Source organism: Streptomyces sp. NPDC002133 (assembly GCF_040296405.1).
In the GTDB taxonomy this organism is placed as follows: domain Bacteria; phylum Actinomycetota; class Actinomycetes; order Streptomycetales; family Streptomycetaceae; genus Streptomyces.
The window spans coordinates 69,323-92,924 of sequence record NZ_JBEOXF010000020.1 but is presented as its reverse complement, the minus strand read 5'-3'; the positions used below and the strand labels follow the sequence as shown (position 1 = coordinate 92,924).

The window sequence follows — 23,602 nt, the reverse complement described above, 5'->3', positions numbered from 1 at the left end:
CGGCTGCGCGCCGTGCCCCGGAGGTGGCTGGTGCTTCCGGCTCATCTCGACCCGGGAGACCTCCGCGCGCCGCCGGCCCTCCTCGGTCTCCCGCTCGAGCCGCAGGATGGGGCTCTCGGTCTCCTGCCGCTGAAGACGGAGCCAGTCGCGCATGGCCTTCCGCTCCTCCAGCCGTTCCCCGCGCGCGACAGGTCGGTCATCGTGGGCCGGCTTCGCTACGCCGCCGCGTCGGCGTCCGTGTCGATGTCGGCCGACGCGGCGTCCGGATGGCGCTTCAGCGCCATCCGCGCATCCACCACCGCCGACCTGTCGAGGGTGGCCCAGTACGGATGAGCCGACACTTCGATCGACAGCTGCCGGACCAGGGCCCAGAGGCTCGCCTCCTCCGCCTTCCGTTCCTCGGTGTACCCCGCGGTGGCCGGGAAGTCATGGTGGTAGCCGGGGTACTGCCTCTCCACGGCGGTCCAGCCGTCGGAGGGCACGACCGACCACGGCAGGGCCTGGCAGAGGCGCCGGTACTGGGCTCGGGCCTGGTGGAGGCGCAGTTGGGCGTTGCGCAGATCGTCGGGGAAGTCGTATGCGGCCACGACTCGAATGGTACGCCTGTTCGAATAGGCGCAGGGTGCTGTTTGAACGGCCGCCCGCGCTGCGTTGCAGCCGGGCGCTTTCCACCACCTGTCGGATCCTGAACGTCCGACCGAGCGTCGGAACCCTGACCTGACCTGACCTGACCTGACCTGACCTGACCTGACCTGACCTGACCTGACCGCACGCGCACCGGTTCGGTGTGCCGAACGCTCTGGCCCGAGCGCGCCGGCCGTGAGCCGGACCCGATGGCGGCGGCCCGGAGCGCCGCTGCGGCGGCCGGTCGGGTCCTCAATCCTGATGCCGCTCGGTCGGCGCTTTCAGCAGTCGTTCCAGCTCCTTCCCGGCCTCCTCGTACCCGGCGTCGGAGATCCGCTGCAGCTCGCGCAGGTCGCCGGTCGCGGCCGCGCGCCGAGTGAGCAGGAGCCCTGCGTGCAGGGATCCCTCGTCCAACAGCTCGCTCAGCTCGCCGAGGTCGCCGGCTTCGTCCGCGAGGTCGGCCAACCGGTCCAAAGCGGTCTCGTTGCCCTCATCGGCCAGCTCGCGCAGGGTCTCCCGATCGACATTCATGTTCGCCATGCCGCCATGCTGCAACCCTGCCCCGGGGGCAGGGTCAAGTGGGACGATGACCGAGTGATCACCATCGGGCAGCTGGCCAGGTATGTCGGAGTGTCGATCAAGACCATCCGCGTCTATCACGACAAGGGGCTGTTCCCCGAGCCCGACCGCGATGCCTCCGGCTACCGTCGGTACGGCGCGAACGACGCCATCGACCTGATCAAGATCCGGACGCTCGCCGAGGCCGGCGTCCCTCTGGCCCGTATCCGGGACCTGAGATCAGCGACCGACGAGGAGTTCCAGCAGGCGCTGCGCGAGATCGACGACGGGCTCGCCACCCGCATCCGTGGCCTGCAGGCAACGCGAGGGCGTCTGCGCCGGCTCGCCGCCGGGCACCTGGCGCCGCTGCCCACCGAGGTCGTTGCCCACCTGGAGGACCTGGCCCGCTGGGGATTCACGCCTCGATGGGTGGACCTGCAACGCGACCTGTGGATCCTCGTGTTCGCCACTCACCCGGACCGTGCGACCACCCTGTTTCACGACCAGGCCGAGATCCTGACCGACCCGACGCTACGGCAGCTCTTCCTCGACTACGACCACGCGCACGACCTCGACGCCGACGATCCCCGCATCGACGACCTCGCCGGCCGGATCGCCGAGGCGAATCGGGAACGCTACGGACCCGACGAGCTGCCCGGGCTGGATGCAGACTCCGAGATCCCCGCCCTCATCCAGGGCACGGTCAACGCCTCGTCCCCGGCATGGCAGCGACTCGACACGCTCATTCGCGCACAACTGGACGCGTGACTCGACGAGTCTGGACGCGCGGTCCCGGCTGCGTGCGGAAATCAGTCAGCGCGCCACGAACGACAGGGCAAACACGGCATTCGCGGCGCCGGAGGGCGCGAGGCGGGCCGCGGCACCGTGCGCTGGTGCTGGATCGTCTTCGGGGCGGTGCTCCGCGCGGGCGGGAGGGTGGTCACAGGCCGAGGGAGATGGCCAGGCGTGTGAGTTCCGCCGTGGTGTTGATGTCGAGCTTGGCCCGGATGCGGCGGAGGTAGGCGTCGACGGTGTGCTTGGAAAGTCCCATGTGGCGGGCCGTCTGCACGTAGGTCCGTCCGGCGGCGATATGCCGCAGCGTCTCCTGCTCGCGCGGAGCCAGGGCAGGTGCGGGGGCTTCGGTGTGCGGCGTGGCGAGTGCGAGGCTCATGGGATTTCCTTCGACGGATCGGCCCGGTCATCGCTGCTCACGTCCTCGGAAGCAGGGAGTAAATGTCCGAATAATGCGTTTTGCCCTCTTTCGAAAAGGCTGCCTCCGTGACTTCATGACGGTGTCCGCCGACTGTCACAGGCGTGTCACGAGGCGCGTCCGCAGACCCTCGGGGCCGCACAGCCAGCGGTGCCTCCCCGTGGCTGCCGTCACGACTTCAACGGCCGTGGTCAAGGGCTGACAGCGGTCGGGCCGGCGTGCGATCATCGCGGCTGCCGGCGCTCCTCCCACGTCCCCGGGTGCCGCCCCCCACGCTCCCCACGACCGAGAGCGACCCACCGATACCCATGCACCAGCGTTTCCGCGCTGCCTGCGCCATGGCCGCCGCCACCGCCGCGGCCACCGCGGGACTCGCCCTGCCGGCCACCGCCCACGCAGCCACGATCGTCTGTGCGGACGGGGTGTGGAAGGCGACGTACCACCCGAACACCTCCTTCAGCGGCACTCCCAGGCTGACCACCTGCGACTCATCGATCAGCGAGGACTACGGCACCGGCGACCCGGCCGGGGTCACCCTGCCCAGCGACAACTTCACCGTCCGCTGGCAGACCAGCCGCAACTTCGGCTCCGGCGGGCCCTTCAGCTTCACCACCGCCGTCCGCGACGGCATCCGCGTCTACGTGGACGGTGTCCGCAAGGTCGACATCTGGAAGAACGTCTCCACGACACAGTCCAGGACCGTCAACCTCACCATCCCCAGCGGCCGCCACACCATCCGCGTCGACTTCGTCGCCTGGACCGGCTCCGCGAACGTCAAGTTCGCCTACACACCCCGCACCTCGGCCACCGTCGACGCCGTCAAGCCCCTCGCCCCCACCGGCGTCACCACCGCCTACGACCCCACCACCCTCAAGGCCACGCTCCGCTGGACGAAGAGCCCCGAGATGGACCTCGCCGGCTACCACCTCTACCGCCGCCCCGCCGGCACCACCACCTGGACCAGACAGACCAACACCCCCCTGACCACCACCACCTCCACCAACACCCCACCCGCCACCGGCGCCGCATACCAGTACGTCGTACGCACCGTCGACAAAGCCGGCAACGAGTCGGGCGGCTCGGCCCTACAGTCCGTCACCACCACCGACAAGACCCCGACGACCGCACCCACCGCGCTCACCGCCATCGTCGCGACCGGCAGTGTCGAGCTCGCCTGGAAGCCGACCAGCGGAGCCGCCACCTACCGCGTCCACCGGGCGGCTGCTGCCGAAGGCCCCTTCACAGCCGTCGCCCAGCCCATGACCGGCACCACGCACCGGGACACGACCGCCGACATCAAACAGCGCTGGTACTACCGCGTCACCGCGCTTGATACCGCGGGCAACGAGTCGGTCCCCTCCGTGACGACGGACACCGGCGAGCCCGACACCACCCCGCCCGCGCAGGTCATGGGCCTGACTGCACAGGGCACCACCGCGGGCAATGTTCTGAACTGGGCCGCCGACACGGACGACACCGTCCACTACGAGGTATGGGCGTCGCCCCTGGGCCAGAGCGACCCCGACGGACCGGACATCGTGACCGGTAACTCCTTCACCGATGTCCGCGCCTCGGTGGACACCGCCTTCATCTACCGGGTCCACGCCGTCGACGCGTACGGGAATGTGTCGCAGCCGGCCGCGACCGCCTCAGCCACCCGCCCCGTCCCCGCACCGATCACGGTGCCGAGTGGGGTCACGGCCGAGCCACGCGACGGCCAGACCACCGTCTCCTGGGCATACCCAGGCGACCCCAAGGCCGATGGCTACCACGTCTACCGCCGGCATGGCACCAACGAGGCATGGACCCGGCTCACCACGATCGTCACCACCGCAACCCAGTTCGCCGACACGGAGGCGCCTGCAGGATTCTCGTACTACTACGTCACGTCGGTCACCCGGGAGGGTGCGGACTCGGCCCCCTCGACCGTGGTGAGCGTCGACCGCATCACCCCGACCACTCCCACCCCGCCGCTCGCCCCGCACATCACGATCGCGGCTCCGTACACGCTGTGCACGGCGAACGACTGTACGCCGCACGGAGGGAGCGGGATCCCGGTGACGCTGGCCATGCTGCCGAACGCGGCCGAACCGGACCGCAAGCCGGCAGGCTATCTGTGGCGAATCTTCGGTGGTGGCCAGGACAGTGGCTACCAGAAGGTCATGGGAGACACCATCAACTGGACACCCTCCCTAAGTGGCTACTACACGGTCGACATGTTCCCGCTCGACGTCTACGGCCGCCACGGAACGCCCGCCACGATCAGCTTCAAGGTCGCCTGACGGCCCGTCCTGCAGCCGGGGGTCGCCGCCCGAAGGGAGGCGACCCCCACCGCATCGAAGACCGCAGCTCGCGGGGGGGTACAGGGCTGAAAGCGGTCGCGCAGACGTGCGATCGTCACGGCTGCTGGTGCTCCCCCCGATCACGTCTCTGTCGTGCGCGAGGTCGGCGCCCGATCGGTGTGACCACCGCCTTTCAGGTTCGACCCGAGCGCAGCCCGGCGAAGTCACGGCGTGGTCGGGTTGAACGTGCCGAGCCGAGCATGAGCGCCCTTGTCCGGTGCTCTTGATGTCACCTGTGGATGTCGGCCGGGAACGAATCTGCTCTGCCGTGATCTCGGCCGCGTTCGACGAGCCGAACCTGATCGCGGACGCTGGCCTGATGCCCCTGGTCCGGTTGGCCGAGCGGTGCGGTGTGCCCGAGCTGGGCGTCGCCGCGGGCGTCGGCGGCCTTGCCCCGCCGCAGCCGCACCGCCGCCAGCGCCGTCCGGGCCGCGTCCTACCTGTCGTCTTCGTCCCGGCCATCCTCGAAGACGAAGAGCGGTTTTGCGCCATGTGCGGGTGCTTCGGCGAACGAGATGGCTTCAGTGAAGCGTTCGAGCGGGAACGGCTCGCCTTGGGGGATGCTCAGCACTTCATCGGCAACGAGACTGCGAACCTCGGACAGCGCGCGCAGCGCATCCGCAGGTGAGGCAGTGCCGAACCAGCGGTTCAGCCAGAAGCCACGGACTGTTTTGGTCTCGTAGATGACCGAGCGTGCCGACAGCGGGATCGTCAGCGCTGCCGGGTCAGTCTGCCGATGGGTGGAGAGCGCGCCGTAGACCACGACCTCTCCTCCCGGAGCCAATGCCTGGGAGACCTGGGCACCCACGTGGCCCGCGACACAGTCGATGGCTTTGCGCACGCCTGCCGGTCCTGCAATCTCGGCCACACGCTGCAACAGGTCCTCGTCCTCAGTGCAAATGACCTCGTCGCCACCAAGCGCCTTGATCTCCTCGACGGCATCGCGCCGTCGCACGACATTGATCGTGTGAATACCCAGATGCCTGGCAAGCTGAATGGCGAGCCGGCCGACGGTGGAGCCCGCGGCCGTCTGCAACAACCATTCACCCGGCTGTACGTCGAGTTCATGGGTCACCAGTAGCAGCGCGGTCAGCGGGTTGACGGCGAGTTGACAAGCGCTGGAGTCGCTCAGATGATCGGGGACCGGCAGGAGCCTTCGTGTATCGGCAACAAGGTATTCCTGCCAAGTGCCGGCCACCTGCGGCCCGGGTATCGCCGGGACGGCAACGGCCACCACGCGCTCGCCGATCTTCATTCCCTCGGTATCCGGGCCCAGGGCCTCAATACGGCCCACGCATTCCATGTGACCCCCGACAGTGGGGAATTCGGGGGAGAAACCGTAGCGGCCACGCAGCACGTGCAGATCACTGGCGTGAATCGGAGTCGCCTTCACGCGGATCAACGCCTGACCGGCTTCTGGCGTGGGAACAGGCCGGGATTCCAGCCGCAGGACATCGGCCGGCTCGCCAACCTTTCCGGCTACGAGCGCGCGCATGGATGGCATGAGTGACCTTTCGTCTCTCAGCGCCCGACGAACTCGGCGGGCGTTCTGGACAGGAACAATGCCGCTGGCGGCATCCTCGTCGGCGACCAGGCTCCGGACCTTTCCTTCTCGATGGAGCAGACCCGTGCGCAGAGTGTCATCGACGTCGGGTCCCCTCTAGGCCCTTACCGACTCGCTCAGCATGATCATGTGCGCGAGCCGGGGTCGTGCGGCCCACTGAGGTCCGTGATCAGGACCGCTCGCCGCAGCGCACTGATCTGAGGTCAGAGTGGAGGATCGGCGAACGGATCGGATGCCTGATGGTGTCGGCGAGATCTTGACGAGCGTCTGTGTGCGTCAGTAGTTGATCACCTCGATGGACTGGACCCCGGGCGCATGCCCTGCTGAGTCCGCCGCACGCACCGCACCCGAGAGCCCCTGGAGTCCCCGACATCACGCTAGGCGCCACTGACAGGCCCTGCAATCCAGCCGCCGACGGCTCCACCTGGTCGCCAGTCCGTATCGCCGCAGCCGAAGGAGCGAGGTCGGCGTAGCGTCTTTGGACGGGAGCTGCCTTGGCGCGAGTGATCATGGCCCCGTAAGCTCCCGGCGCGTCGGGCAGTCTCCTGAGCTGCCCGGCAAAGCACGACGTTGGGCCCATGATCTTCGAGGCTCGCGCCAAAGTGGCCGGCTGAAGTCGTGGAGCCGACCGCCCCAGCCACAGAGGGTGTCCCCCACTTCATGCCCGCAGTTCGCCAGCGCGCCGCAGAGGCGGCGCGCGCCCGCGCCGTGCGCGGGCCTTGAAACCCGTGGAGAAGATTTCCACTCACCCAGGCTCGGTACCTGTCGGCGTACCCGTCGAAGTGCTGAGCCAAGTACGGACGCACGAGCTCTGTCGCAGATCTCGGGATGCGGGGCAGATAGAGTCGCCCGCCAGAGTGAGAGGTGCGTGACGATGGGCTCCACGGGGTTGTGGGTGGTCGGTGTCATCCCTGATGAGGAGGCCCGGGCACTGCCGGATCGATACATCCACCTCATGCAGCCGGGCGACTGGGCCCGACCGCCGGGTTACGGCGAGACGCTCGCCTGGTGGTCGGACGGCGGTGACCGGGAGCCCTTCTTCGAGCACACCGTGGATCCTTCCCGGCCCCTGACGCCGACGCCCGCCGCCCGGCGCTTCGCGGATTTCATCCACGACGCAAACGCGGCCACCGACGCTGCGGAAGCAATGCGTGACGCGAGCATGAGCCTCATGCCCGTGACAGAAGGCGCCGGCCTTTTCGTCGCGGCCGCCCGCAAGGCGAGCCCGGCCGCGGCTCTGTGCTACGGCCTCGGTGCGGAAGGCTCCGCGATGCTCCCAGGTTGGTTCGGCGACTTTCTGCTCTCTGCCGATGAGGTGATGACCGCCCTCGCCCAGGCCGAGGAAGCCCTCTGCCTCTCCAGCACGCGGCGAAGCGAGGCCCTCTCCCGTATCGCCGCCTGGATGACCGCGATGGGCGACGCCTCCGGCTTCGATGCTGCGGAACTCATCGACGGGCCACTGCGGGTTCTTCGGTTCGCCGCAGAGACCGGATCTGGCGCCGCCGCATTCAGCCGCTGGTACTGACCGCGATCCAGATGGGCTCGGGAGCGTACGAGGCGTGCTGTCACCTGGGCGTCGTTATGTGACTGCACACGTTCCTGTGTACGCCGACAGGTGCACGAGGCACCTCGTGAACGTCCCTGCCGAGGGTCAGTAGCGGCGGCTACCCTGGTTCCGGCCAGTCGATGAGTCGGGGAGTGTCTTCTCCTCGGCTGTCGGCAAGCCTCTCGACGCGACCAACGTCCGCCGCGCCTTCCGCCAGGCCCTCGAGGATGCCGAGGGGATCGATGCTGACGACTGGACGCCCCGGGAACTCCGGCACAGCTTCGTGTCCCTGCTCTCCGACCGCGGCGTCCCTCTGGAGGAGATCTCCCGGTTGGTCGGCCATTCCGGCACGGCCGTGACCGAGGAGGTCTACCGAAAGCACACCCGGCCTGTGATCCAGACCGGCCCGAAGCCGGCTGCTCAGAGATCGCGCCGCCTCGTCGACACGGCTGACAGCCCTGCTGGTCGATCGCAGGGCACCAGGAGACGTGTGCCGGCCGCAGCGACGGCCCCGCCACCAGTTCTGATGGCGGGCGGCACGGCCGTCAGCGGTTTCGTGTGCGGTCCACAGGGAGGTCGGCCTCATGCGGTGGGTGCGAGTTGCTGTTCGGACCAGATGAGTTTGCCGTCCTGTGTGCAGCGGGTTCCCCATCGGCGGGACAGCTTCGACACGAGGTGGAGGCCGCGGCCGTTCTCGTCGGTGGTGCGGGGGTGGCGCAGGCGCGGGTGGCTGTCACTGGTGTCGGAGACCTCGCAGGTCAGCATCTCGTGCCGGATGAGGCGCAGGCCGACCATGCCCTGGCCGTCGCGCACCCCGTTGCCGTGGCGGATGGCGTTGGTGACCAGCTCGCTGACGATCAGTTCGGTGGAGTCGCCCAGGTGCTCCAGTCCCCACTGGTCCAGTTGGCGGGTGGCCAGGGCGCGGGCGCGGCTTACGACGGCCGGGTCGGCCGGCAGGTGCCAGGAGGCGGCCTGCCTCGGGCCGAGCGAGCGGGTCCGTGCGAGGAGGAGGGTGACATCGTCGCTCGGTGCCCGGGTGGGGAGTGTGTCGATCGCGGAGGAGCAGAGGGCTTCCAGCGGGAGACCAGGACGTGCCAGGGCGGTGGCCAGGCGGTCCATGCCGACGTCGATGTCGTGGTCGCGGTCCTCGATCAGGCCGTCGGTGTAGAGGGCGATCACACTGTCCTCGGGCAGTTCCAGGGTGACGGACTCGAACGGGACCATGCCGACACCGAGCGGGGCTCCGGTGGGCAGCTCGGGAAAGGTCACGCCGCCGTGCGGGTCGACGATCGCAGGCGGCGGGTGGCCTGCCCGAGCGATGGTGCACTCCCGGGTGACCGGGTCGTAGACGGCGTACAGGCACGTGGCTCCCGTGGTGGCCTGGCCATGAGGGTCGGCCTCTTCGTCGAGAAGGCGCAGGACCAGCTCGTCGAGCTGGGTCAGCAGTTGGTCGGGAGGTACATCCATGTCGGTCAGCGTGCGCACGGCGGTGCGGAGTCTGCCCATGGTCGCCGCCGCATTGATGCCGTGCCCGACCACGTCGCCGACGACCAGGGCGATCCGGGCACCGGGCAACGGGATGACATCGAACCAGTCGCCCCCGACGCCATGGTGGTCGTCTGCCGGCAGGTAGCGCCAGGCCACGTCGGCGGCTGACCCGCCCGTGGCACGGTGAGGCAGCAGGTGACGCTGCAGAGCGAGGGCCGCGGTGCGTTCGCGCGCGTACCGGCGGGCGTTGTCCAGGGACAGCGCCGCCCAGCTGACGAGTTCCTCGGCCAGGAGCAGGTCGTCCTCCTCGAACGGCAGGTCGTTCTGCGTGCGTCCGAACGCCGCCACGCCCAGCAGGGCGCCCCGCGCATGGATGGGCACGACCATGAAGGAGTGCATCCCGTGCTCGTGGATCTTCCGTACGCTTGCCAGTGGTTGCCGGTCCACCCAAGTGCCCGGAGAGGTGTCCAGCATCGGCTCGAAGTGCGGCCTTCCGGAGCGCAGGACGCCGTTGAAGGGCGAGGCCGGCGAGACGAGGACCGGCTCTCCCCGTACGAACAGGGACTCCGGGACCTCCTGATGGATCGAGGCCACGCCCGCGCGGCGGAAGGCGGGGATGTCTCCATCCTTCGGTCCGATATGGGCCAGGGGCTCCTCGCCGAGCGGGACCGACTCCGCCAGGTCGACGGTGACGAAGTCCGCGAGCAGCGGCACCGCGAGGTCGGCGAGTTCCTGCCCGGTGCGCATGACGTCCAGGGTGGTTCCGATGTTCTTGCTGGCCTCGCCCAGGATCGCCAGGCGCTCGCGAGCCCGCTCACTGTCGGTGACATCCATGCTCACGGCGCACAGCCCCAGCGCACGGCCATGCGCGTCGTCGAGGCGGAAGAGGGAGGCGGCCAACGTACGTTTCCCGCGTCCGCGGATCGGCTGGAAGGCCCGGTATTCCGTGTGGATCGCCGGGACGCCGCTCTCCAGCACCTGCTGCATCAGCGCCTCGAGCGTCTTCGCCTCCGGGCCGGGCGCCGCCTCCGCCAGCGTGCGCCCGAACCGTTCTTGGCGAGGAATGCCGTCCTTGAGGCCCTGTGTGTCGTTGACCCAGGTGCAGCGCAGCTGCGTGTCGCGTATCACGACGCCGATCGGCACGTGGCTCTGGAGGTTCAGCGCAGCCCGGAGCGACTGCACCGCCGATCCGTCCGCACCCCGGGAGGCATACGTGACGTTGTCGATCGCCGATACGACCCACCGGGCCCGGCCGTCCTGCCCGGACAGCGACGACACGCTCAGGCGTACGTCGACCTTGCGACCGTCGCGGTGGCGGACGCCGCCGAAGCCGGACCATCGGCCCCGGGCGCTGCTCTGCTCCACAACTGCCGGTATTTTCGCCCGGTCTTCGGCAGCCGCCAACAGGGCGGCACCGGACCGGCCCACCACTTCCGCAGCCGAGTAGCCGACCAGCTGTCGGGCGGCCTCCGTCCACCCGACCACCGTCCCCTCCGCATCGAGCAGGGCTATCGCCGCGCCTGCCATGTGGAAGGCCGTTTGAGCCGCGGCCAATGCCGTTCCCGTTGAACTGTCCATTGATCGTCCTTTCCGTCTCCCCCTGTGATGTGGTTCGCCGGGTGCTCGGCCGTTGCGTGTGCGCCGCTCATCGGAGCATGGGGGTGTCGCAGTCCTCGAGGGCTGCGCCCGGCTGTTGTCGAGCGCCGGCGCCCCGGCGGCAGCGGATCGAGCAGGGATCGGCGAGAGCCGCGCGCCCAGTCCGCGCTCGGCTCGGCGACTCGGCGATGTCCAACTGCGCGTTCTTGCGGCCCTCTTGCTTCCGGCGTGTGTCGCACTCCAGGCAGAGCGCCGCTCGGGCCGGCCGAGGAGACTGCTGCTGCGCAGCGGGTCCGGGTGCCGCCGGGGTCAACGGGACGGGGCGACGTCCTCGGCGTCGGCGAGCGAGTGCGCCGCGGTCCGCAGCAGCTCGGTATGCGCCCGGACGAAATGCCGGTGGTCGCCGTCACCGAGGGTGTGGTGAAGGAGGGCTCCGGCCTTCTGCGCCGCCGTGGACGGTGCGCCGACGATGTGGATCACCGGCACGTATTCGGCGTAGGCGCCGGCGATCCCGTTGATCGCGCTGAGCTCGCCCACCCCGTAGGTGGTCACCAGGGCGCCGGCCCCGTTGACGCGGGCGTAGCCGTCGGCCGCGTAGGCCGCGTCGAGCTCGTTGGCGTTGCCGACCCAGCTGATCCGGTCGTGGTCGACGACGTGATCGAGGAACTCCATGTTGTAGTCGCCCGGCACCGTTGTAGTCGCCCGGCACCCCGAACAGGTGCCGAACACCGATCTCGGCGAGCCTGGCAAGAAGGTGGTCGCCAACGGTGTAGTCGCCCGACATGTCTGACCTCGATTTCCGGTAGGTGCGGCTGTCTCGCACTGTTCGTCCGACACTTCGAGCTTTTCACCACGAAATCGACGAAGCTACGACAAAAGTCCGGAATTGCTAGGCTCGAATTTGTGGCATCGACGAACCCTCATCCATCGACGCCGCTCTCGGATGCGGCCCGGCAGGCCGTCGCCCGGATCTGCGCACAGATCGCCGAGGACCTGCCGGTGACCAGTCACGACATCGTCCGGCGGATCCGGACCGAGATCCCCGACTACGCCGTCGTGCCCGCGGAGGAACACCGCCAGTTCGTGCTGTACCAGGGCCGCATGCTGCTGGCCGGCATCGCCGAGCAGAGCCCGCCGCAGGACGAGCACATCGCACACGCCCGGGAACTCGGCCGGCGACGCGCCCAGCAGGGCCTGCCCATCGAACTGCTGCTCGAGGCCTACCACGCCACCTGCCGCGAGGCCTGGAACATGATCCTGCGGCAGGCCACGGCCGACGAACCCGAGCACGTCGGCGAGCTGGCGTACCTGGTCGCCCACATGTGGACCTGGTTCCGGATCCTCATGGGCAACGCGTCCGACGCCTACAACGAGGAACTGCGGCGCACCGAGGTGACCCGGGCCACGCTCGCCCACCGGCTGTTCGCCGAGCTCACCGCGGATCCTGTCCAGTTGGAGCCGGCGGCCACCCTGGCCCGGACGCTCGGCTATGAACCGGACGGCGAGTTCCAGGCGCTGTGCCTGCCGGCCGAGGACTGGTCGGACGACCGCACCGAACAACTGCGGCATCGGCTGACCGCCCTGCCCGGCGTACTCCACTGCGCCACCGACGGCACCCGGCTCCTCGTCCTGGGCCAGCGGCACGACCCGGACAGGGTCGTCGCGGCCGCCGAGGCGATCTCGCCGTCGGCGCCCGGCACGGCGGTCGGCATCGGACTGTCGCGGCCCGGCCTGGCCGGGGCGGTGGACAGCATCACCGACGCGACCCAGGTGCTGTCCCAGACGGGCGGGCAGCACGGCGTCGTACGCTTCGCCGACGCCTGGCTCGCCGCCGGCCTCGGCGAGCAGGCGGCCCGCCTCGCCCCGCTGTTCACCAGGGCCGTGGCCACCGCGCGCACGGACTCCCACCTGGCCGAGGCCGTCGTCGCATTCGCCGACCACGGCCTGTCGGTGGCCGCGGCGGCCCGCGCGCTGCACCTGCACCCGAACTCCCTGTCCTACCGGCTCAGTCGGTGGAACGAACTCACCGGATTGGATCCGCGCAGCGGCGACGGACTCGTCGCGTCCCTGGTCGCCCTCCGCCTCTATCGGACGGACTGACGTCATGTGCCCGGTCCGCCTCAGCCTTCGACGGGATGGGGCGTTGAGGCGCGGCGCCGTACGGGCGAACCCCAGGACGAGCCCCTTGGCGGCCAACGCCGGCCACCGGGGGAGCTCTCAGCCGACACGGACGCGACGATCAGCCGACTTGGCCCCATCGACCAGCTGATGAATGAGTGAAACGGGCTCCGGCAGCGACTTTCGTCCCTGCCGGAGCCCGTTTCGCCGGTACTTCTGTGAGCGCTGGCGGTTCCGCGGCGGGTCCCGGTCCGATCAGCGGCCTGCTCGCAGACCCATCCGCCCGACGGCGCGACATCGTGGACCGTGTCGCCGGTTCACCGGACGGCGCCATCCGTCGGCGGTGGTGCCGGCGGGGGAGGTGCGGACGGAAGGTGAGCGCCCGCGGAGTCGGTGGGACCGAGTGGGTCGGGGTCGCGCTCAAGCCGGCGACACAGGGCCGGGGCTCACGGCGTCGAGCCGGCGCGCCAGACGGAGCGGGACAGGAATATCAGCGCGACGCAGGCGGCTACGTGGTTGGCGCTGCTGAGCAAGGAGTCGGGCAGGTTACCGAGCAGGGCGAGCAGGACCAGCGTGATGGTGTAACCCACAGCGGCAAGCCGCGGGAGGACGCCCGTGCGTGCCATGGAGATTCCGAACAGCAGGGTTCCCATGATGAAGATCGCCCCTCCGCCGGCGATCGCCCACATCGACGGCCCGTCGAGCACGGTTTCGAAGACGGCTGGTTCGACGAAGAACAGAACCACGTTGTAGGCGAACGAGGCCCCCGCGAACAGCCCGAGGCCGATGATGTTGGCAGCGGCGGCGACCGCTCCGAAGCGGCCGGAGGCGTCCGCCTGGCGGAGATGGAACGCGAAGAGCGCCGGTACGCCGAAGCCCGCGACCCCGAGGCCGACGATGAAACTGGTCGCGGCCGTCTCCCCGGTGAACGCCTCAATCGTGCCGGCCACGCCCAGCGACAAGCCGAACAGGACGCCGCAGACCGCGCCGAAGCGCGTCAGCCTTTCGAGTTTCCGATCCATTGGAATGTCTTTCCTTCTCTTGTGACGTCGGCGATTCCCGCGACCACGGGACACCGGTTCGACAGGTATCCCGGGCCGTGATGCGGCACGTGTCTCGCGCAGGCTGCGGCGATCACGTTGATCGCGCTGAGCTCGGCCCGCGTGGTCACCAGGGCAGTGGAGTCGCCGACGTGTCTGACGTCGATCTCCGGCGGGTACGCTTTCGCACCTTTCGACCGGCACTTCGAGTTTTTCCCTACGGCATCACGCGAAGCTACGGCGAAAAGCCGGAAACACCGGGCTCTGATTTGTGGAATCGACGAACCTTGGTCTCTCGGCGCAGCTCTCGGCCGTCGCCGGGGGCCGTTGCCCGGTTCTGCGCACAGATCGCCGAGGAGCTGTCGGCAACCAGTTACGAGGTTGTCCGGCGGATCCGCCGCCGGTATCGCCTTTGCTCCGCTGTTCACCGAGCACCACACCGGACGGGTCCTACACCGTGCTCGACGACCGCGAGCCCGCTCCACTGCCCGAATGACTCAACCACGCGCTCAACGACCGACCCAGGAGGGCGCCCCGCGTCCGTGAAGCCATCGACGCTCTCGGCTTCACACGCGGCGGGGCGCCGTCGACCAGGCGGCGCACTGGCGAAGGAACGGGTTCGCCACATGGTTGTTCACGCCGGCCGCCTCGGGCCGGTATCCGTCTGTCGGGGTGGCGGGATTTGAACCCACGACCTCTTCGTCCCGAACGCGATCGGGCGTTCCCTGACCGTGGTTGGGGACCGCTGACATGGCCGTTTGACTCCAGCCGTGTCCGTTACTGTCCGGGACGGTCTTGGTGCGGCTGCCTTGTTTGGCCCCCTGTTTGGCCCCCGCGTTGGCGCCCCACCATGGCTGTATCCGCTCTGGTCGGCACCCATGCCTTGCGCGGCTTGCCGGGTACAGCACAGTGTCCAACCCGGTAGAGAAGCTTGTGACTCAGCCGTGGTCGGGGAACGGAAACCAGGCTGAGTCACGGGTGCTTGGATACGACCCGGCGCGGGCCCCACCGCAACCGGGAGCCGCAGCGCGAGCGGCGACCCGGCGCGCGGCGGCGCCGGGCGGTGTCGTACGCGTGGGTGGGCGAACCCGGGGGCTCAGGGTGCTCAGAGGTGTGGCCCCTGGGCGGCGAGGTCGCTGGCGCGGAGGCGGAAAACCTGGAGCCGCATGTTGTAGTACTTGTCGGTCTCGCCGACCCACTCCATGCCGATGCGTCGGATGGTGGCTTCGCCCCGGTTGTTGGTGGGCCGGACCACGGCGAAGATCTCGTCGAGTCCTTCGTCAAGGGCCCACTTGGCGATGGCAAGGCCGGCCTCGGTGGCGTACCCGTGCCCCCAGGCGCTGGGCAGCAGCTGCCACCCCATCTCCATGTCCTCGCCACGAGGCGGCAACGGCAGGAGCACGGCGCCCCCGATGAGGCGCTGATCGTCACGCCGTTCGATGGCCCACCGCCCGGCGGGCCACATGAGCCGGTTGTCCTCCCCCATCCACTGCTGGAGCACCAGCCGCATGGCGCTGACATCCGCAACGGGATCCATGGCCGGACTCAGCCAGCGTGAGACCCCTGAGTCCCCATAGATGGCAAGCGCCGCTTCGGCGTCCTCGATCCGCCACGGGCGAAGGGTCAATCGTTCAGTTACAAGCTCAGCCGACATGCATCCATTCTAAGAAGCGCCCGCCCCGTACGACCACGCGCCCCTCCTGCGCCGGGCGACCGGGGATGCACATGACGCGCACGCCCTGACCCGCATGGAGCAAGATCGCTGCTTCAGTGACGGTGAGCCGTCACAGACACACCCCTACTAGGCCCTGTCGTCAAAGTGTCAGGTCCGCACCAGGAGATATGTGGGAGCGTGGGCTGCCTGATCGAGAACCTGGTCCTGGGCCTGTGACGTAGGCCAGGCGGTGCGGGGGGATCTGCACGATCAGGTGAAGGTGTCCACGACGGGCTGGTACCCGAAGACCCCCCCCCGCAGGAGCCGCGCCCTGTGCCGGTGATGGCGGACCTCTGACCGGGAGTGCCGGCGCGGGGCCGGGACGCCTCTGGCAGGGCGGACGCGTGCTGGCTTCCGATCGCGCGAGGCCTCACTCCGCATGGGCTCAGGCTCTCCCATAAGACGGTCATGGAGGAGCTCGGAATCGCGCCCAAGCTCATGGACGAAGGCATGGGACACAAGGACGGTTCGGTGCAGGCGCGCTACTCGCACATCACCGCGCGGATGAGGAGTCGGCTCATGGATGAACTGACCGAGCAGTGGGAGGAGTCGTTGGAGGCGCGGTTGGCATGCATCCTCGGTCCCCGTGCGAGCGCTCGATGCCTTGCTGAGAGCGCGCCAGGGGTGACGCTCGGGGAGTGGATTTCCTTGATCCACTCCCCGTTCACTCCCCAGAGGCCCCGAGGAACGAGTCAGGGCCGGTTTCCCGTGAAGGAAAACCGGCCCTGACCTGGTGTTTCAGCTGTCGGGGTGGCGGGATTTGAACCCACGACCTCTTCGTCCCGAACGAAGCGCGCTGCCAAGCTGCGCTACACCCCGATGTCATCCGCTCTCGCGGCGACGTCGTTTACTTTAGCCCACCGGCGCCCGGAGACGAAATCCGGTTTTTGCGGGCCCGGAGGCCCTCGACGTCGCAGGTCTCGCCGCTGCTCGGCCGAGCGCCGCCACGGCGGGCAGCCGGGCAGAGGGCCCCGGCAACCGGAGCCGGTCCCCGTCCTCGGAGCCGTTCCCCGTTCCCCGGTCCCCGTCTCAGTCCCGCGTCGTCAGCGTGAGCAGCGTCGCCTCCGGGGGACAGGCGAAGCGGACCGGGGTGTAGCGGTTGGTGCCGCAGCCTGCCGAGACGTGGAGGTGGGAGGTGAGGCCCGCGGCCGCGTGCGTCGAGAGGCCCCTGGCGCGGTCCGTGTCGAGGTCGCAGTTGGTGACCAGGGCGCCGTAGAAGGGGATGCGGAGCTGGCCGCCGTGGGTGTGGCCGGCCAGGATGAGGGGGTAGCCCTCGGCCGTGAAGGCGTCCAGTGAGCGCAGGTAAGGGGCGTGGACGAGGGCCACGGAGAAGTCGGCGTCGCGGTCCGGGCCGCCGGCGACCGAGTCGTAGCGGTCGCGCTTGATGTGGGGGTCGTCCAGGCCGGTGAAGGCCAGGTCCAGGCCGTCGAGCTTGAGTCGGCCGCGGGCGTTGTTGAGGCCCACCCAGCCCGCCGCGTCGAAGGCGTCGCGGAGCTCCTCCCACGGGTTGTGGACGACGCCGACCGCCGGGGTGTTGCCGTTGAGACCGTGGCGGCCCTGGGCCTTTTCGAGGAGGTAGCGGGCGGGGTTGCGCAGCTTCGGGCCGTAGTAGTCGTTGGAGCCGAATACGTAGACGCCGGGGAAGTCGAAGAGGGGGCCGAGCGAGTCGAGGACCTCGGGCACGCCCTCCGGGTCGGAGAGGTTGTCGCCGGTGTTGACGACGAAGTCGGGGCGCAGGCCCGCCAGCGACTGCAGCCAGGCGCGCTTCTTGCGCTGGCCGCGGACCATGTGGATGTCGGAGACCTGGAGGACGCGCAGCGGGCGCATCCCGCGCGGCAGGACGGGGACCGTCACCCGCCGGAGCCGGAACGAACGGGCTTCGAATCCGGCGGCGTAGGCGATGCCGACGGCGCCTACGGCTGCGATGCCGGCACCGATTTTGAGAGGGGCTCCGTAGCGTGCGCGCATGCGCCCATCGTTGCAGACGGGCCCGCAAGGTCGTACGGCCCGTCCCCGTCCGGTACCTCCCGCACCCCGCGGAAGGGCAGCAGCAGAAGCAGCCCCAGCGAGATCCATACGTAGGCGTTGCTACCGAGGAAACCTGGCGCGCCCCCGTCGTTCCACCGCCACAACCAGACGATGCTGCTGCACAGCAGGGCGTAGCTCGCCCCGGCCCAGAACAGCAGCCGTCTGCGGCGATGTCCGCCCGCCGCCGAGCGCAGTCCCGCGTCGGCGAGCACCGCGAGGGCGGGGATGAGCCAGACCAGGTGGTGCACCCAGGTGACGGGGCTCACCAGGCATGCGGCGATGCCGGTCAGGGCGAAGCCGGCCAGCTCGTCACCGGCGGCGACGGCACGCCGCGCCCGCCAGACCCAGACGCAGAGCAGCAGCAGGACGCCGATGGCCCACACCGCGCGGCTGGGTTCGGCGACCGGCTCGGTGAGCCGGGCCAGCATGCCCTGCCAGGACTGGTTGGAGACGTACGCGAGCGAGCCGACGCGGTCCGTGTTCCACATCGCCTCGGTCCAGTACGTACGCGACGCCTCCCGGTCCGCCCAGGCGGCGATCACGGTCGCGCCGCCCGCGACCGCCGTGGCGAACCCGGCCGCCCGCAGCCGCCGGGTCACCAGCAGATAGACGATGAAGATCGCCGGGGTGAGCTTGATCGCGGCGGCGAGTCCGATGCCGAGGCCGGCGATCCGGTCCAGCCGCCGGGCGCGGGCGGTGTCCGACGTCAGCAGCCAGGCGTCGGCGAGGACCAGCGCCAGCAGGAGCAGATTGACCTGGCCGAAGCTCGCCGTGTCCCGTACCGGCTCCAGCCAGGCGAAGAGGCAGCCCAGCACGGCGTAGGCGAACCAGCGGGTCCAGCGCTCCCGGCGGATCGTCGCATCGGTGCAGATATAGAGGATGGCCGCCGCGGCAGCGAGGTTCAGCAACTGGCTGATCGCTATGGCGCTGTACCAGCCGACCACCGACATCGGCAGCATGACGAGCGCGGCGAAGGGCGGATACGTGAAGCCGTAGTGGGTGCCCGGCTTGAGGTAGTCGTAGATCCGGCCGCCGTCCATCCAGTAGCCGACGGTGCCGTAGTAGACGTGCAGATCGAACCAGTTGCGGTGAAGGGGCACGAAGATCAGGAAGGCCGTGACGGCGATCGCCAGGCCCGTGGTCACGGCGACCCTGCCCAGGGTCGTGGTCGGGGGTCTCAAGCAGGGCTCCCGAGGGGTTCCGTACGACGGTGGGCCGAGGAGCTGCGGGCGTTCAGCCGGTACACGCACCACAGCACGAGCACCGCGGCCGCACCTCCGCCCACAGCGAGTAGCAACTGTGCCCCGTCCGGGGCGAATCCGCTGGGCAGTACGGCCAGCGCGAGTACACCGCTGGCCACGGCCGCGGCCCGGCGCAGCCGTACCGACCCGTTCGGCGCTGCGGCGGCGATCAGGAACAGGCCCCACAGGACGTACCAGGGACGTATCGCCGGTCCGAGGAGGGCGACTGCGGTCAGGCTCAGACCGAGCGCATAGACCGGGCGGCGTAGGTGGTGCCGCCGCCAAAAGGCGATCATGGCCAGCACCGTAGCCGCGATACCGGCCATGTGCCAGGCCGGAATCGCGAATTCTGCGAGGCTGCTGTCCACGGCCGTCAGCGCGGCGCCCGTCATCCGGCCGAGTGACGAGGTCAGCGACCAGTTGTGCGGCGACACGGGCGTGTCGAGCGCGGCCATCCATCCGTAACCCGTGCCGGTGAGCGCGGTTGTCACGGCCGTGGTGGCCGCCGAGATCCAGGCCACGGCGAGGGCGGCCCGCAGCCGCGGCAGGCGGCCGTCCAGCCGTCGGCACCAGAGCAGGGCGACCGCGAGCAGACCCAGCGCGGCTGGAGCCTTCACCAGCGCGGCGAGGGTGACGAGTACGACGCCGATGACCGGCCAGCGTCCCAGCGCCGCGACCAGCCCCGCACCCAGCAGACCCAGCATCACCGCGTCGTTGTGGGCGCCCGCGACGAGGTGCAGCAGCACCAGCGGGTTCAGCGCACCGAGCCAGAGCGCGGTGCGCGGGTCCGCGCCGCAGCGCCGCGCCAGCCTCGGCAGGCAGAAGACCATCAGCGCGACCCCGAGCAGCGCCACCAGCCGCATCCCGAGGACGCCGGTGGACACCTCCGCACGCGCGAGCCCGGCTATCGCGGCCGCGCAGGCCAGGAAGACCGGTCCGTACGGAGTGGGGGTGTGCTGCCAGACCGGTGCGACTTCCAGGTTCAGCGGGCCGCCGAGGTGAGCCGGGCCCTGCGCGTACACGTCCATCTGCGCCTCGACCATCGCACCCTGCGCGAGATAGCTGTACACGTCCCGGCTGAACAGTGGCGGCGCCGCCAGCAGCGGCGCCGCCCAGAGCGCGAGCGTGCGGAACAGCGTGCGGGGTCCTGGCGGTTCGGGCCCGCGTATCGCCCGCCCGAGCAGCGCCCACGCGGCGATCAGCAGGACCAGCCCGAAGTACGCCCCGGCCAGTCCGAGCGCGGCCGCCCCCGAGCGTGGGGCGAGCACCTCCCGTACGGGTACGGCCCCGACGGCCACCCCGCAGGCGGCGAGCACCGCCGAACCGGTCAGCCCCAGAAACTGGATGTGGCGGGTGTCGACGGGAACGCGGATGGCCGGCATGCGGGCAGGCTGTCAACGGACGATGGCCGGAAGCCGACGTAAGCCCCACCCGGGAACGGCCACGATGTGTCCGGAGCGTGACGAGCGGAGGGGCCCTCGGGACGGCAGGGCCCGGTCGAGGCCGGGTCGGGGCCGTGTCCGGGGCGCGCCCCGGACGAAATGCGCGGGCGGCGCGCGCAGCGCACCTGCCACAATCGGGGCATGACCACGCTCAAGTCCAAGCTGCAGGAAGACCTCACCGAGGCGATCAGGGCGCGCGACGAACTGCGCTCCTCCACGCTCCGGTTGACCCTCGCCGCGATCACCAAGGAGGAGGTCGCGGGCAAGCAGGCGCGCGAGCTCTCCGACGACGAGGTGCAGAAGGTGATCGCCAAGGAGGCGAAGAAGCGCCGCGAGGCGGCCGAGGCCTTCGCACAGGGCGGTCGCGCCGAGCAGGCCGACCGCGAGAAGGCGGAGGGCGAGATCCTCGACGCATACCTGCCGCAGCAGTTGTCGGACGACGAGCTGCACGACGTCGTCGCGCAGGCCGTCGAGGAGGCCAGGGCGGCCGGCGCCGAGGGCCCGCGCGCGATGGGCGCGGTCATGAAGATCGTGAACCCGAAGGTGGCAGGGCGCGCCGAGGGCGGCCGCGTCGCTGCGACGGTCAAGAAGCTGCTCGCGAGCTGACGCCGGGCCGAGAAACCGGGCAGCCCAGACGTCGGGCAGCCGACCATCCGGCAGCCGAGCCGAGCCGAGCCGAGCCGAGCCGAGCCGAGCCGAGCCGAGCCGAGAACCGGCGAGTGCCGGCCACCCGCGGATCGATCCACGATCGATCCCGGTGGCCGGCACTCTTCATTGCACAGACGAGGTCAGCCCCGCCCGCCGCCGTTCGCGCGCCCGCCGTCCGCTCCGCCGACGAAGCCCGGCGGGATGGAGATCCCGGGGAACGGCTGACCGCCGTCCCCCTCGGTGTCGTTCCCGCCGTTGTCGTTGCCGCGGTGGTTACCGGGCTTGTCCCGGTCCTCGTCGTCCTTGTCCTCGTCCGGCTTCTCGCCGCGAGGCACGTCGATGGGGTTGAACGAGTCGGTCTCGGAGGCGTCGAGCGCCCCCGTCATCGCGATCTTCCAGATGGGGCCCGGGAGGCAGCCGCCGCAGACCTTGTCGTAGTACTGGCCGCCGATGGTGATGTTGTACATCGACGTCTTCTCACCGATGTCGTCGCCGACCCACACCGCCGTGGAGAGGTTCGGCGTGTAGCCGACGAACCAGGCGTCCTTGCGGTCGTTCGTCGTACCCGTCTTGCCCGCGTTGTCCCGGTCGCTCAGGCCGGCCCTGGTGCCGGTGCCGTCCTCGACCACGCCCTTGAGCATCTGGTTGATCATGTCCGCCGTCTGCTCGCTCATCGCCTGCGAGCATTCGGACTCGGGCACCTTGACGGTCGCGCCGTCGGCGGTGGTGATGGACGAGATCGCGATCGGCGTGCAGTACGTGCCGCGGTTGGCGAACGTGGCGTAGCTGGCGGCCATGGAGAGCGGAGTGCTCTCCTCACCGCCGAGCGTGATCGACGGGTTCTCGCCGAGCTTCTTGCCGTCGCCGCGCTCGTAACCCATCTCCTTCGCCATCTCGACCGTCTCGCACAGCCCGGTCATCTGCTCGAGCTTGGCGAAGTAGGTGTTGATGGACTTGCCGAGCGCGCTGGTCATGTCCCAGCTGCCGGTCTCCTCCTCCACCTCGTTCTGCAGGTCCCAGATGCCGGAGCCGGCGGGGGAGCCGGAGCACGTCGTGAAGGAGCTCATCGGGAGCTGGAGCTTCCACCCGCTGGAGAAGGACTGCGACGGGCTGATGCCCTTCTCCAGCGCCGCCGCGGCCGTGATCGGCTTGAAGGTCGAGCCGACCTGGAAGCCGTACGTCGTGCCACCCATCCTGTTGTCGACGGAGAGGTTGAGCACCGTCTCGTGCTGCTTCTGGTCCAGGCCGTACGGGCGCGACTGGCCCATCGACAGGATCTTGCCGGTGCCGGGCTCGACCTGCACCACCGCCGCGGCGACCTTGTCCTTCTTGTTGACCTTCGAGGTGGCGGCCTCGTTGGCGGCCTCCTGGGCGCGCGGGTCGAGCGTGGTCCTTATCGTCAGACCGCCCAGGTTCCACAGCTTCTGCCGCTCCTCCGCCGTTTTCCCGAAGGCCGGGTCGGAGAGGACGGTCTTGCGCACGTAGTCGCAGAAGAAGCCGGCGCCGTCGACCGCCGTGATGCAGCCGTTCTTCGGCCGGCTGACGTTCAGCTTGATCGGCTTCGCCTTGGCCTCGTCGGCGGCCGCCTGCGAGATGTCACCGATGTCGGCCATCCGCTGCAGCACGGTGTTGCGCCGCTTGGTGGCCTCTTCCTTGTCGTTGACCGGGTCGTAGCGGCTGGGCGACTGGACGATGCCGGCCAGCAGCGCCGCCTCCTCCAGCTTCAGGTCCTTGGCGGACTTGGTGAAGTAGCGCTTGGACGCCGCCTCGATGCCGTACGCCTGCTGACCGAAGAAGGTGATGTTGAGGTAGTTCTCGAGGATCTTCTTCTTCCCGAGCTCCTCCTCGACCTGGATCGCGTACTTGAGCTCACGGACCTTGCGGCCGAGCGTCTGCTGCGTGGCCTGGGCGACCTTGTCGGGGTCGTCGCCGGCCTCCTCCACGAAGACGTTCTTGACGTACTGCTGGGTGAGGGTCGACGCGCCCTGGGCGACACCGCCCTCCTGCGCGTTCCGGTTCAGCGCACGCAGCACGCCCTTGAGGTCGACCGCGCCGTGCTCGTAGAAGCGCGCGTCCTCGATGGCGACGATCGCCTTCTGCATGTACGGCGAGATGTCCTTGAGCGGGACGACCGTACGGTCACGGGAGTAGACGGTCGCGATCTGACCGCCCTCGGAGTCCAGGATGGTCGTGCGCTGACTGAGCGGGGGTGTCTTGAGGTTGGCCGGGATCTCGTCGAACCCCTCGACCGTCCCCTTGGCCGCGAGCCCCAGTGCACCGGCGGCGGGCAGGGCAATGCCTGCCAGCACCGCTCCTGCGAGCACACTGACACCGAGGAACTTGGCGGCCTGCTGGGTCCCGGTCAGACCCCCACCCGAGCGCTTGTTTGCCATGAGGGCAGCCTACGTTCTCATTCGCCGGACACGCGTATATGCCTTGGCCT

Annotated in this window: 17 protein-coding genes, 1 tRNA gene and 2 pseudogenes; 7 read left to right on the top strand and 13 right to left on the bottom strand. The window is 69.6% G+C overall.

The features are described from left to right. Window positions 1–215: 215 nt before the first annotated feature. Together ABT078_RS20665 and ABT078_RS20660 are read right to left on the bottom strand one after the other, a co-directional pair. The gene (locus ABT078_RS20665) at window positions 216–587 is read right to left on the bottom strand and encodes a DUF8825 domain-containing protein (protein WP_351229696.1); all 372 of its coding nucleotides are present in this window, start codon (window positions 585–587) and stop codon (window positions 216–218) included. Between the two features lie 289 nt (window positions 588–876). Continuing rightward, entirely contained in the window at window positions 877–1,164 is a 288-nt protein-coding gene (locus ABT078_RS20660; RefSeq protein WP_351229694.1) for a hypothetical protein, read from the bottom strand. A 54-nt stretch (window positions 1,165–1,218) separates the two neighbouring features. Here ABT078_RS20660 and ABT078_RS20655 point away from each other — a divergent pair, with 54 nt between their 5' ends. Continuing rightward, window positions 1,219–1,950 carry a MerR family transcriptional regulator gene (locus ABT078_RS20655; RefSeq protein WP_351229692.1) on the top strand — a complete coding sequence of 244 codons (732 nt, stop codon included), beginning with the start codon at window positions 1,219–1,221 and terminating at the stop codon, window positions 1,948–1,950. Between the two features lie 172 nt (window positions 1,951–2,122). Here the strand turns inward: ABT078_RS20655 and ABT078_RS20650 are convergent, their stop codons facing one another. Next, window positions 2,123–2,353, bottom strand: coding sequence for a response regulator transcription factor (locus tag ABT078_RS20650; RefSeq protein WP_351229690.1), 231 nt, complete (start codon window positions 2,351–2,353; stop codon window positions 2,123–2,125). Between the two features lie 347 nt (window positions 2,354–2,700). Between ABT078_RS20650 and ABT078_RS20645 the strand changes: the two genes are divergently transcribed. After that, complete coding sequence (locus ABT078_RS20645) at window positions 2,701–4,674, top strand: fibronectin type III domain-containing protein (protein ID WP_351229688.1); 1,974 nt, start codon at window positions 2,701–2,703, stop codon at window positions 4,672–4,674. A 496-nt stretch (window positions 4,675–5,170) separates the two neighbouring features. On the opposite strand, the gene ABT078_RS20640 is transcribed toward ABT078_RS20645, so the two are convergent. Continuing rightward, window positions 5,171–6,229, bottom strand: a complete 1,059-nt coding sequence (locus ABT078_RS20640; RefSeq protein WP_351229686.1) for a zinc-dependent alcohol dehydrogenase family protein — start codon at window positions 6,227–6,229, stop codon at window positions 5,171–5,173. A 943-nt stretch (window positions 6,230–7,172) separates the two neighbouring features. Here ABT078_RS20640 and ABT078_RS20635 point away from each other — a divergent pair. Beyond that, a complete protein-coding gene (locus ABT078_RS20635) occupies window positions 7,173–7,823 on the top strand; it encodes a hypothetical protein (protein ID WP_351229684.1) in 651 nt (216 codons plus the stop codon). Window positions 7,824–7,983: 160 nt separating this feature from the next. Further along, window positions 7,984–8,250: pseudogene (locus tag ABT078_RS20630) on the top strand (tyrosine-type recombinase/integrase); the annotation flags it as partial. A gap of 176 nt (window positions 8,251–8,426) precedes the next feature. Here ABT078_RS20630 and ABT078_RS20625 read toward each other — a convergent pair. After that, entirely contained in the window at window positions 8,427–10,910 is a 2,484-nt protein-coding gene (locus tag ABT078_RS20625) for a SpoIIE family protein phosphatase (protein ID WP_351229682.1), read from the bottom strand. A 327-nt stretch (window positions 10,911–11,237) separates the two neighbouring features. Next, window positions 11,238–11,657 carry a thiamine pyrophosphate-binding protein gene (locus ABT078_RS20620; RefSeq protein WP_502981267.1) on the bottom strand — a complete coding sequence of 140 codons (420 nt, stop codon included), beginning with the start codon at window positions 11,655–11,657 and terminating at the stop codon, window positions 11,238–11,240. A gap of 174 nt (window positions 11,658–11,831) precedes the next feature. Between ABT078_RS20620 and ABT078_RS20615 the strand changes: the two genes are divergently transcribed. After that, window positions 11,832–13,028, top strand: a complete 1,197-nt coding sequence (locus tag ABT078_RS20615; RefSeq protein WP_351229678.1) for a PucR family transcriptional regulator — start codon at window positions 11,832–11,834, stop codon at window positions 13,026–13,028. A 464-nt stretch (window positions 13,029–13,492) separates the two neighbouring features. Here ABT078_RS20615 and ABT078_RS20610 read toward each other — a convergent pair whose 3' ends face one another. Continuing rightward, window positions 13,493–14,068 (bottom strand): hypothetical protein, encoded by a 576-nt coding sequence (locus tag ABT078_RS20610; RefSeq protein WP_351229676.1) that lies wholly within the window; start codon window positions 14,066–14,068, stop codon window positions 13,493–13,495. Window positions 14,069–15,191: 1,123 nt separating this feature from the next. After that, window positions 15,192–15,740 carry a GNAT family N-acetyltransferase gene (locus ABT078_RS20605; protein ID WP_351229674.1) on the bottom strand — a complete coding sequence of 183 codons (549 nt, stop codon included), beginning with the start codon at window positions 15,738–15,740 and terminating at the stop codon, window positions 15,192–15,194. Between the two features lie 283 nt (window positions 15,741–16,023). Between ABT078_RS20605 and ABT078_RS20600 the strand changes: the two are divergent. After that, a pseudogene (locus ABT078_RS20600) lies at window positions 16,024–16,428 on the top strand (LacI family transcriptional regulator); the annotation flags it as partial. A gap of 117 nt (window positions 16,429–16,545) precedes the next feature. On the opposite strand, the gene ABT078_RS20595 reads toward ABT078_RS20600, so the two are convergent. The 4 genes from ABT078_RS20595 to mptB form a co-directional block, all read right to left on the bottom strand. Then, window positions 16,546–16,619: transfer RNA gene (locus ABT078_RS20595), tRNA-Pro, on the bottom strand. A 210-nt stretch (window positions 16,620–16,829) separates the two neighbouring features. Further along, a complete protein-coding gene (locus tag ABT078_RS20590) occupies window positions 16,830–17,768 on the bottom strand; it encodes a metallophosphoesterase (protein WP_351229672.1) in 939 nt (312 codons plus the stop codon). Then, window positions 17,714–19,009, bottom strand: a complete 1,296-nt coding sequence (locus ABT078_RS20585; protein WP_351229670.1) for a glycosyltransferase 87 family protein — start codon at window positions 19,007–19,009, stop codon at window positions 17,714–17,716. Before ABT078_RS20585 ends, ABT078_RS20590 begins: the two co-directional genes overlap by 55 nt. Then, complete coding sequence (mptB, locus tag ABT078_RS20580; protein WP_502981264.1) at window positions 19,006–20,451, bottom strand: polyprenol phosphomannose-dependent alpha 1,6 mannosyltransferase MptB; 1,446 nt, start codon at window positions 20,449–20,451, stop codon at window positions 19,006–19,008. Before mptB ends, ABT078_RS20585 begins: the two co-directional genes overlap by 4 nt. Before the next feature lie 201 nt (window positions 20,452–20,652). Between mptB and ABT078_RS20575 the strand changes: the two genes are divergently transcribed. Continuing rightward, window positions 20,653–21,117, top strand: a complete 465-nt coding sequence (locus ABT078_RS20575; RefSeq protein WP_351229668.1) for a GatB/YqeY domain-containing protein — start codon at window positions 20,653–20,655, stop codon at window positions 21,115–21,117. A 182-nt stretch (window positions 21,118–21,299) separates the two neighbouring features. Here the strand turns inward: ABT078_RS20575 and ABT078_RS20570 are convergent, their stop codons facing one another. Next, a complete protein-coding gene (locus ABT078_RS20570) occupies window positions 21,300–23,552 on the bottom strand; it encodes a transglycosylase domain-containing protein (RefSeq protein WP_351229666.1) in 2,253 nt (750 codons plus the stop codon). Window positions 23,553–23,602: the final 50 nt, after the last annotated feature.

What these genes read in the sequence shown, in the direction of transcription:
- ABT078_RS20610 (WP_351229676.1), bottom strand. Translation starts at nt 14,068, where the DNA reads ATGGATCGGAAACTCGAAAGGCTGACGCGCTTCGGCGCGGTCTGCGGC.
- mptB (WP_502981264.1), bottom strand. Translation starts at nt 20,451, where the DNA reads ATGCCGGCCATCCGCGTTCCCGTCGACACCCGCCACATCCAGTTTCTG.
- ABT078_RS20575 (WP_351229668.1), top strand. Translation starts at nt 20,653, where the DNA reads ATGACCACGCTCAAGTCCAAGCTGCAGGAAGACCTCACCGAGGCGATC.
- ABT078_RS20590 (WP_351229672.1), bottom strand. Translation starts at nt 17,768, where the DNA reads ATGCGCGCACGCTACGGAGCCCCTCTCAAAATCGGTGCCGGCATCGCA.
- ABT078_RS20635 (WP_351229684.1), top strand. Translation starts at nt 7,173, where the DNA reads ATGGGCTCCACGGGGTTGTGGGTGGTCGGTGTCATCCCTGATGAGGAG.
- ABT078_RS20650 (WP_351229690.1), bottom strand. Translation starts at nt 2,353, where the DNA reads ATGAGCCTCGCACTCGCCACGCCGCACACCGAAGCCCCCGCACCTGCC.
- ABT078_RS20625 (WP_351229682.1), bottom strand. Translation starts at nt 10,910, where the DNA reads ATGGACAGTTCAACGGGAACGGCATTGGCCGCGGCTCAAACGGCCTTC.
- ABT078_RS20660 (WP_351229694.1), bottom strand. Translation starts at nt 1,164, where the DNA reads ATGGCGAACATGAATGTCGATCGGGAGACCCTGCGCGAGCTGGCCGAT.
- ABT078_RS20645 (WP_351229688.1), top strand. Translation starts at nt 2,701, where the DNA reads ATGCACCAGCGTTTCCGCGCTGCCTGCGCCATGGCCGCCGCCACCGCC.
- ABT078_RS20570 (WP_351229666.1), bottom strand. Translation starts at nt 23,552, where the DNA reads ATGGCAAACAAGCGCTCGGGTGGGGGTCTGACCGGGACCCAGCAGGCC.
- ABT078_RS20605 (WP_351229674.1), bottom strand. Translation starts at nt 15,740, where the DNA reads ATGTCGGCTGAGCTTGTAACTGAACGATTGACCCTTCGCCCGTGGCGG.
- ABT078_RS20640 (WP_351229686.1), bottom strand. Translation starts at nt 6,229, where the DNA reads ATGCGCGCGCTCGTAGCCGGAAAGGTTGGCGAGCCGGCCGATGTCCTG.